General features: G+C 69.1%; 3 protein-coding genes, 1 tRNA gene and 1 rRNA gene. 4 read left to right on the top strand and 1 reads right to left on the bottom strand.

Going from position 1 to position 9717, the window contains the following annotated elements:
- From rrf to ACFVYS_RS06700, 3 genes are all read left to right on the top strand, one after another.
- Positions 1-93: ribosomal RNA gene (gene rrf, locus ACFVYS_RS06710) — 5S ribosomal RNA — on the top strand; the annotation flags it as partial.
- A 114-nt stretch (positions 94-207) separates the two neighbouring features.
- Positions 208-870 carry a DegT/DnrJ/EryC1/StrS family aminotransferase gene (locus ACFVYS_RS06705; RefSeq protein ID WP_389499511.1) on the top strand — a complete coding sequence of 221 codons (663 nt, stop codon included), beginning with the start codon at positions 208-210 and terminating at the stop codon, positions 868-870.
- A gap of 76 nt (positions 871-946) precedes the next feature.
- Positions 947-1022, top strand: a tRNA-Thr gene (locus ACFVYS_RS06700).
- 66 nt (positions 1023-1088) lie between these two features.
- On the opposite strand, the gene ACFVYS_RS06695 is transcribed toward ACFVYS_RS06700, so the two are convergent.
- Positions 1089-3830 carry a SpoIIE family protein phosphatase gene (locus ACFVYS_RS06695; protein ID WP_389499497.1) on the bottom strand — a complete coding sequence of 914 codons (2742 nt, stop codon included), beginning with the start codon at positions 3828-3830 and terminating at the stop codon, positions 1089-1091.
- Between the two features lie 375 nt (positions 3831-4205).
- Between ACFVYS_RS06695 and ACFVYS_RS06690 the strand changes: the two genes are divergently transcribed.
- Positions 4206-9668: a HAMP domain-containing protein gene (locus tag ACFVYS_RS06690; protein ID WP_389499495.1), complete on the top strand. Its 5463-nt coding sequence runs from the start codon at positions 4206-4208 to the stop codon at positions 9666-9668.
- Positions 9669-9717 lie beyond the last annotated feature (49 nt).

Here is a 9717-nt window from a genome sequence, read left to right as displayed (position 1 = left end):
ACGCCCGGTTACATTCCGAACCCGGAAGCTAAGCCTTACAGCGCCGATGGTACTGCAGGGGGGACCCTGTGGGAGAGTAGGACACCGCCGAACAATCATTCAAAGGGTTGGTCTCTGAACTTCGGTTCAGGGACCAACCCTTTTTTGTTTTCGGCCACTTGAAGTTCATGTTCCGCCTTCAGCATCCACGGCATGGGTACTGCTGCAATGCTCAGGGCCGCAGGCGTCGGAGTCGGTGACGAGGTCATCGTGCCGGCCTTCGGGAATGTGGAGGTCGCCGGAGCGGTCGCCCTGGCGGGTGCGCTTCCGGTGTTCGCCGATGTCGATCCGGTGACGTACTGCCTGGACCCGGCCGCCGTCGAAGCGGTCGTAACTCCGCGCACCGCGGCGGTCGTTGTCGTGCACCGCTTCGGCCGGCCGGCGGATGTGGGGCGGTTGCACGGGGTGGGGCAGCGGCATGGGCTGCTGGTGCTGGAACAGGGGGAGTCCGAGGCGCCGTACGACGAGATCGCACAGCGTCGGGAGCGGGCGGCCTACCTGGACGGGCGATTGCGTGGGGTGCGGATGCCGGACGGCGGCGACGGGCACACGTATCAGCAGTACGTCGTGCGGGTGCCGGGGAACGGTCGGCCCGACCGGGACGCCTTCGCGCGCGCCTTGCGGGGAAAGGGAGTCGACTGCCGGGTGCCGGTGAAAACTCCGTTGCACCGGCTGCCCGATTTCCGGCGCTGTGTGTCGTTGCCCGAGACCGAGCTCGCGGCGGACGAGACCCTCGCGCTGCCCGTGGACGCCTCGCTGACCAAGCGGGACATGCAGCGGATCGTGTCCGCCTGCAACGCACTCGGCGGACTGCTTCAACCCGCCTTCTGAACGAGTTTGGGAACACCGGCCAGTTCGGGGTACGATCTGTTCTGTTGCCGCGAGGGAAACCTCGAAAAGGCGACCGGCCCTCTTAGCTCAGTCGGTAGAGCGTCTCCATGGTAAGGAGAAGGTCAACGGTTCGATTCCGTTAGAGGGCTCCACAAAGAAAGCCCCCGCCCTTCCGGGCGGGGGCTTTCTTCATGTCCTGTTCTTCCTCTTCCTCTTCCTCACGCCACTCGCATCGCCAGGATCGCCATGTCGTCGGAAGGGGCGTCGGACGCGAAGCGTTCCACCGCGCGCATGATGCGGGCCGCCACCGCGCCGGCCGTGAGACCGGTGCAGGTGGTGAGGACGTCGGCGAGGCCGTCGTCGCCCAGCATGCGGGTGCCCTCACGGCGCTCCGTGACGCCGTCCGTGACGCAGAGGAGGACGTCGCCCGGGTCGAGGGTGACCGTCTGCTCGTAGAGCTCCAGGTCCTCCATGACGCCCAGCAGCGGCTGCGGTTCGGCGGCCGCCTCCACGGTGCCGTCCTGGCGCAGGCGCAGGGGTAGCGGGTGGCCGGCGCAGACCACCTTCAGCTCGGCGCTGCCGTCCTCCTGCGGACGCATCTCGCCGTACAGGAGGGTCAGGAAGCGGCTGCGGGCGCCCTCGTCGAGGATGGCCGAGTTGAGGCGCTCCAGGACCGCCGGGCCGCTGAGGCCCTCGCGTGCCAGGAGGCGCAGGGCGTGGCGGGCCAGGCCGGTCACGGCCGCCGCGTTCGGGCCCGTGCCGCAGACGTCGCCGATGGCGAAGCCGTACGCGCCGTCGCTGATCGGGAAGACGTCGTAGAAGTCACCGCCGACCTCGTTGCCCTCGCCGGCCGCGCGGTAGATGACCTCGACCTCGACGCCGTCGATCGCGGGGAGCTCCGGCGGCAGCAGGCTGCGCTGGAGGGCCTGGCTGATGGCCGTGCGCTCGGAGTAGAGGCGGGCGTTGTCGAGGGCGAGGGCCGCTCGGCGGCTCAAGTCCTCGGCCAGTTCCAGGATTTCCTGGCGGAAGTGTTCGTCGGTGGGCTTGCCGAGGGTCAGCATGCCGATGACGCGGTTGCGGGCGACCAGGGGGAGCACGACCGTCTCGCCGCCCACTGCCGAGGCGGTGGCGAGCGTGGGGCCGATGCCGGACGCCACCTGGTGGGTCGGGCCGCCGGTCAGGCCCAGGCTGCGCATGGAGCTGCGCAGGGCCGCGTCGTGCGCAGCGGCGGCCGGGGCCGCCCAGACCCGGGCGCCGGGGGTGGGGACCGGGTCGGGCGGTGGGATCTTCGAGAGCAATGACTTGATGCCGTCGATGAATTCCTCGTCCTCGTGCAGGACGTACGACAGGTAGGGATCGGACGCCTGGTCGGCGATGGTGTAGACCGCGCACCAGGTGGCCAGGGTCGGAACCGTCATCTGGGCCATCAGGGCCAGGGTCTGGTCGCGGTCCAGGGTGCCCGCGAGGAGGTCGGAGGCCTCGACGAGGAAGCTGAGGGAGCCTCGGCGCAGGCGTTCCAGCTCGCCGAGGCGGGCCGACTCGACGGCCAGGGCGATGCGGTCGGCCGCGAACTGCAGGCGCAGCGCCTCCTCGTTGGAGTAGCGGCCGGAAGCCTCCGCCGCGACGCCGAGGGAGCCCGTCAGCCGGCCCTCGACCTTCAGCGGGACCGTGACGACCGAGCGCATGCCCGTGCCGTTCAGCAGGGGTACGGCTCCGGGGACGGCCAGGAGATCCTCGTGGACGGCCGGCATGCGGGCCGAGCCGTAGCGGCCGGGGCCCGCCTCGACGGGGACGCGCGCGAAGCGCTGGCGGGCGGAGGGCAGGCCCGTGGAGGCGCGGACCTCCAGCTCCGTCTCGTCGTCGGTCGCCAGGAGGAGGAAGGCGGAGTCACCGTCGAGCATGTCGCGGGCGCGCTCCACCGTGCGCTGGAGGAGACCGTCGAGGTCGTCCGGGGCCGGGGAGCCGATGAACACCTCGAAGGGATCGGTGTTCTGGCCGTCCGAGGTGGTGGCCGAGTCGGAGGCCGGGCCGCGCGAAGGGGTCTGGAGGACCGCGCGCTCGTGGTCGCGGACGAGCAGGCAGACCGTGGAGGGCTCGCCGTCGGTGTCGCGGACGCGGAGGTGGGAGGCGTACACGGGCGTGACACGGCCGTTGGCGCCGCGGATGCCGTAGCTGCCCTCCCAGCGGGAGAGCTGGAGGGCCTCGACGATGCCGGTGCTGGTGCCGGGCGTGTGCGGCCAGGCGGCGAGGTCGGTGAGGGGCTTGCCGGTGACCTGGTCGGCTGAATAGCCGAAGAGCTCCTCGGCGTCCTCGTTCCAGGCCGAGATGGCGCCCGTACGGTCGATCTGGATGACCGCCACGCGCACCCGGCTGTCGGCGAGCGGGAGGAGGTCGGCCGGGAGGGACGGGCCGGCCGTGCGGGTGCCGACCGGGCGGTCGGGGAGGGCGAGCTGGAACCAGACCTGTTTGTGGGTGGGGGTGTACTCGACGCCCCAGCGGCCGGCGATGGCCGCGCACAACTGGAGGCCGCGGCCGCCTTCGCGGTCCGGACTGCCCATGGTGGCGAGGGAACCCTGGAGGGGAATCTCACGTTCCGGATACCGGTCGGACACCTCGATGCGTACGCCGTCGGCGCTGCGCAGACACAGGACGTCGGCGTGGGTGCCCGCGTGGACGACCGCGTTGGTCACCAGTTCGCTGGTGAGGACGACGGCGTCGTCGATGATGTCGGCGAAGCCCCAGCCCTGGAGGGTGTCGCGGACGAAGGAGCGGGCGGTCGCCACGGATCTCCCGACGGGCTCGAAGCTGGCAGCCGCGCGCGCGGTGATCACTGAACTCCTCGGCCGGTCGTCGACGTGCAGGGCTCCCTGGCCGGTCAGGTCGCCTCGCTGGTGGGGCGGGCGCGTGCTGGAAGGCCGGGGGTCCGGGGTCTGTCCCCCCGGGATCAGTCCGGTGGTCATGTGTGCGGCCGCCCCTCCGATGCCCGCTCGTGCTCGTGCCACCGCCCAGGCCGGTCGGACCGGCGTGGCTGGACAGCCGCATTCAAGGTTACTTACCTTCCCGGCCCCTACGGATGCCGGTCGCCAGTGTTTCCGCCCGAGGGTGTGCGGACGATGTGCGAAGCTGCCGAACTGTTATGGCCTGGTTCGGCAAGGGTGAAACACTGGGCAAGCTTCTTGTGAAGGTCCGGGCAGACTGGGTGTCTTCTGAGTACAGGGGGCAGCAGCCCCCCGGGTCCGCCTGGTTTCATCGGGCGGAAAGCCGAGTGGCAACAGGTCGGGCGAGCAGTAGCACTCAGGCACAGCGGTAACGGTCGATCCCTGTGGGAGGGACAAGTGGAGTCTGGCGCAGCGACGCGGGGCACTAAGGCGCGCGCGAAAGGCGGACAGTCTCTGAGCAGGCCGCGTACACCACGCGGCGGGACGACCGTCGTGGACACAGCGGCCCTGCACCGGCTGCTGGGAGCCCTCGGCTCCATGCGGGACGGCAATTTCCGCAAGCGGCTCACGGTGTCCGGGGACGGCGTGATGTCGGAGATCGCGGCCGTGTTCAACGAGGTCGCGGACCGGAATCTGCATCTCACGGGTGAGCTGTCGCGGGTCCGGCGCATGGTGGGACGTGAGGGAAAGCTCACCGAGCGGCTGGAGACGGGCGCCTGCGAGGGTTCCTGGGCGACGGCCGTCGACAACTCGAACGCGCTGGTCGACGACCTCGTACGGCCTGTTTCCGAGGTCGGGCGGGTGCTGTCGGCGGTCGCCGAGGGTGATCTGTCGCCGCGGATGGAGCTCAGGACGCACACGCCGGAGGGGACCGGGCATCCGCTGCGCGGTGAGTTCCTGAAGGTCGGGCGGACGGTCAACAACCTCGTCGACCAGCTCTCCACGTTCACCGACGAGGTCACGCGGGTGGCCAGTGAGGTGGGGACCGAGGGCAAGCTGGGCGGTCAGGCCCAGGTGCGCGGTATGTCCGGTTCATGGAAGGACCTCACCGAGTCCGTCAACACGATGGCGTACCGGCTGACGGCCCAGGTGCGGGACATCGCGTTGGTGACGACGGCCGTGGCCAAGGGTGATCTGTCCCGGAAGGTGACGGTTCACGTCGAGGGCGAGATGCTCGAGCTGAAGAACACCGTCAACACGATGGTGGACCAGCTCTCCGCGTTCTCGTCCGAGGTGACGCGGGTGGCCCGTGAGGTGGGCACCGAGGGCATCCTGGGCGGTCAGGCGCAGGTGTCCGGCGTGGACGGGGTGTGGAAAGAGCTCACCGACTCGGTGAACACCATGGCCGGCAACCTGACGGCCCAGGTGCGTGGCATCGCGGAGGTGACCACGGCGGTCGCCAACGGTGACCTGTCGCAGAAGGTGACGGTGTCGGCGCGCGGTGAGGTCGCGCAGCTCGCGGACACGATCAACCAGATGACCGAGACGCTGCGGACCTTCGCGGACGAGGTCACGCGCGTGGCCAACGAGGTGGGAGCCGCGGGGCAGCTGGGCGGCCAGGCGAACGTGCCGGGGGCGGCGGGCACCTGGAAGGACCTCACGGACTCCGTCAACACCGTCTTCAGGAACCTCACGACGCAGGTGCGGGACATCGCGGCCGTGACGACGGCCGTGGCCAGCGGAGATCTGTCGCAGAAGGTCACGGTGGACGTGGCCGGCGAGATGCTGGAGCTGAAGAACACCGTCAACGGGATGGTCGACCAGCTGTCGGCCTTCGGCGCCGAGGTGACGCGCGTGGCGCGGGAGATCGGGGTCGAGGGCGAGCTGGGCGGTCAGGCGCAGGTGTCGGGCGCGGCCGGAACGTGGAAGGACCTGACGGACTCCGTCAACACGGCGTTCCGAAATCTCACCGGACAGGTGAGGAACATCGCGCAGGTCACCACGGCCGTGGCCAACGGTGATCTGTCGCAGAAGGTCACGGTGGACGTCTCCGGTGAGATGGCCCAGCTGAAGAACACCGTGAACACGATGGTGGACCAGCTGTCGTCGTTCGCCGACCAGGTGACCCGGATGGCCCGGGACGTGGGTACCGAGGGCCGGCTGGGCGGTCAGGCGCGGGTGGACGGTGTGTCGGGCACCTGGAAGGAGTTGACGGACTCCGTCAACTCGATGGCCGGGAACCTGACCTCCCAGGTGCGCAACATCGCGCAGGTGACGACGGCCGTGGCCCGTGGGGACCTGTCGCAGAAGATCGACGTGGACGCGCGCGGGGAGATCCTCGAGCTGAAGAACACCATCAACACGATGGTCGACCAGCTCTCGGCCTTCGCCGACCAGGTGACCCGGGTGGCGCGGGACGTGGGAACCGAGGGCCGGCTCGGCGGGCAGGCGCAGGTGCCCGGCGTGGCCGGTGTGTGGCGGGACCTGACGGACTCGGTGAACGGCATGGCCGGCAACCTCACCGCCCAGGTGCGCAACATCGCCCAGGTCGCCACCGCCGTGGCCCGCGGTGACCTGTCGCAGAAGATCACCGTGGACGCGCGCGGGGAGATCCTCGAGCTGAAGAACACGCTGAACACGATGGTCGACCAGCTGTCGTCGTTCGCCCAGGAGGTCACGCGGGTCGCCCGCGAGGTGGGTACGGAGGGGCAGCTCGGCGGACAGGCCGAGGTGCAGGGTGTCTCCGGGACCTGGAAGGACCTCACCCAGTCGGTGAACTTCATGGCGAACAACCTGACGATCCAGGTGCGTCAGATCGCCGAGGTCACGACCGCGGTCGCCAAGGGCGATCTGTCGAAGAAGATCACGGTCGACGCCAAGGGCGAGATCCTGGAGCTCGTCACCACCGTCAACACGATGGTGGACCAGCTGTCGTCGTTCGCCGAGCAGGTGACCCGGGTGGCCCGCGAGGTGGGCACCGAGGGCATCCTGGGTGGCCAGGCGCACGTGCCCGGCGTCACGGGCATCTGGAAGGACCTCAGCGGCAACGTCAACCTGATGGCCAAGAACCTGACCATGCAGGTGCGCAACATCTCCCAGGTCGCTGCGGCCGTCGCCAACGGCGACCTGACGCGGCAGGTGACGATCGAGGCGCGCGGTGAGGTCCAGCAACTCGCCGACACCTTCAACACCATGGTGAAGACGCTGAGCTCGTTCGCCGAGCAGGTCACCAAGGTGGCCCGTGAGGTGGGCACGGACGGCATCCTGGGCGGGCAGGCGCATGTGCCGGGTGTGGCGGGCACGTGGAAGGACCTCACCGACTCGGTGAACGGCATGGCGTCCAACCTGACCGGTCAGGTGCGCAACATCGCCATGGTCACGACGGCCATCGCCAAGGGTGACCTGACGAAGAAGATCGACATCGACGCGCGCGGGGAGATCCTCGAGCTGAAGACGACCATCAACACGATGGTCGACCAGCTGTCGTCGTTCGCCGAGGAGGTCACCCGGGTCGCCCGCGAGGTGGGTACCGAGGGGCAGCTGGGCGGTCAGGCACGCGTGCGTGACGTCGACGGCACCTGGCGCGACCTGACCGAGTCCGTGAACGAGATGGCCGGGAACCTGACCCGGCAGGTGCGTGCCATCGCGCGCGTGGCGACCGCGGTGACCCGCGGTGACCTGAACCTGAAGATCGACGTGGACGCGTCCGGGGAGATCCAGGAACTCCAGGACTACATCAACAAGATGATCGCCAACCTGCGCGACACCACGATCGCCAACAAGGAGCAGGACTGGCTCAAGGGCAACCTCGCGCGCGTGTCCGCCCTGATGCAGGGCCGGCGCGACCTCCAGGACGTGGCCTCGCTGATCATGAGCGAGCTGCCGCCCCTGGTGGCCGCGCAGCACGGTGCGTTCTTCCTGGCGATGCCGCCGGCCGAAGGCGGCACGGACCTGTACGAGCTGCGGATGCTGGGCTCGTACGGCTACTCGATGGGCTCCATGCCGACGTCGTTTCGGCCCGGTGAGGCGCTGGTCGGGACGGCGGCGGAGGAGAAGCGGACGATTCTCGTCGCGAACGCCCCGACCGGCTATCTGAAGATCTCCTCGGGGCTCGGCGAGGCGCCGCCCGCGCAGGTGATCGTGTTGCCGGTGCTGTTCGAGGGCCAGGTGCTCGGGGTGATCGAGCTGGCGTCGTTCACGCCGTTCACGCAGATCCAGAAGGACTTCCTCAACCAGCTGGCCGAGATGATCGCGACCAGCGTCAACACGATCTCCGTCAACACCAAGACGGAGCAGCTGCTGAAGCAATCGCAGGAGCTGACCGAGCAACTGCGGGAGCGGTCGGCCGAGTTGGAGCAGCGGCAGAAGGCCCTTCAGGCGTCCAACGCCGAACTGGAGGAGAAGGCCGAGCTGCTGGCCCAGCAGAACCGCGACATCGAGGTGAAGAACACCGAGATCGAGGAGGCGCGGCAGGTCCTGGAGGAGCGTGCCGAGCAGCTCGCGGTGTCGATGCGGTACAAGAGCGAGTTCCTCGCCAACATGTCGCACGAGCTGCGCACACCGCTCAACTCGCTGCTGATCCTGGCCAAGCTGCTCGCCGACAACGCGGACACCAACCTGACGCCGAAGCAGGTCGAGTTCGCCGAGACGATCCATGGCGCGGGGTCGGACCTGCTCCAGCTGATCAACGACATCCTCGACCTGTCGAAGGTCGAGGCGGGCAAGATGGACGTCTCGCCGACGCGTATCGCGCTGGTCCAGCTGGTCGACTACGTGGAGGCCACCTTCCGTCCGCTGACCGCGGAGAAGGGCCTCGACCTGTCCGTGCGGGTGTCGCCGGAGCTGCCGGCCACGCTGCACACCGACGAGCAGCGGCTGCTCCAGGTGCTGCGCAACCTGCTGTCCAACGCGGTGAAGTTCACCGACTCCGGGTCGGTCGAGCTGGTCATCCGGCCGGCCGGGGCGGAGGTGCCGGTGGCGATCCGGGAGCAGTTGCTGGAGGCGGGTTCGCTGACCGACGCGGACGCGCCGCTGATCGCGTTCTCGGTGACCGACACCGGCATCGGGATCGCCGCGAGCAAGATGCGGGTGATCTTCGAGGCGTTCAAGCAGGCCGACGGCACCACCAGCCGTAAGTACGGCGGTACCGGCCTCGGGTTGTCGATCTCGCGGGAGATCGCGCAGTTGCTCGGCGGTGAGATCCACGCGCAGAGCGAGACGGGCCGTGGCTCGACGTTCACGCTCTACCTGCCGCTGCACCCCAGTGAGCTGCCTCCGCAGGGCTATCAGCAGGTCGTGCCGGCCCTGGAGGCCGGTGACCTGGTGGCCTCGGAGAACGGGGTGCGTGAGCTGTCGGAGCTGTCCGACGCGGAGATCGAGATGCCGGCCGAGGTGCGGTCGTACCAGGACGCGCAGAACGGGCCTGCGGCTCTCTTCCGGCGCCGGCGCCGCCTGGTGAGCGGCGGCGAGCAGGTGGGACGGCCGGAGCAGTGGCCGGCCCGCGCGCAGGAGACGGCGGCGCACGCGCACGTGGGCATCCGGTTCGGCGGTGAGAAGGTGCTGATCGTCGACGACGACATCCGCAACGTGTTCGCGCTGACCAGCGTCCTGGAGCAGCACGGACTGTCGGTGCTGTACGCGGAGAACGGCCGTGAGGGCATCGAGGTGCTTGAGCAGCACGACGACGTGGCGGTCGTCCTGATGGACATCATGATGCCCGAGATGGACGGCTACGCGACGACCACGGCCATCCGCAGGATGCCGCAGTTCTCCGGGCTGCCGATCATCGCGCTGACCGCGAAGGCGATGAAGGGCGACCGGGAGAAGGCGATCGAGTCGGGTGCCTCCGACTACGTGACGAAGCCGGTCGACCCCGATCACCTGCTGTCGGTGATGCGGCAGTGGATGCGGGACGAGTGAAGTGGATGCGGGACGAGTGAGGGGACCTGCGGCGTGACGGGAACCTTCG

The sequence above is a fragment of the Streptomyces sp. NPDC058295 genome, assembly GCF_042880655.1.
Lineage (GTDB): Bacteria > Actinomycetota > Actinomycetes > Streptomycetales > Streptomycetaceae > Streptomyces > Streptomyces coriariae.
The sequence above is the reverse complement of the archived record's forward strand: the minus strand, read 5'-3'. Positions and strand labels throughout refer to the sequence as shown.

Excerpts from the sequence above, each read along its gene's own strand:
- ACFVYS_RS06705 (WP_389499511.1), top strand. The coding sequence starts at position 208 with ATGCTCAGGGCCGCAGGCGTCGGAGTCGGTGACGAGGTCATCGTGCCG.
- ACFVYS_RS06695 (WP_389499497.1), bottom strand. The coding sequence starts at position 3,830 with ATGACCACCGGACTGATCCCGGGGGGACAGACCCCGGACCCCCGGCCT.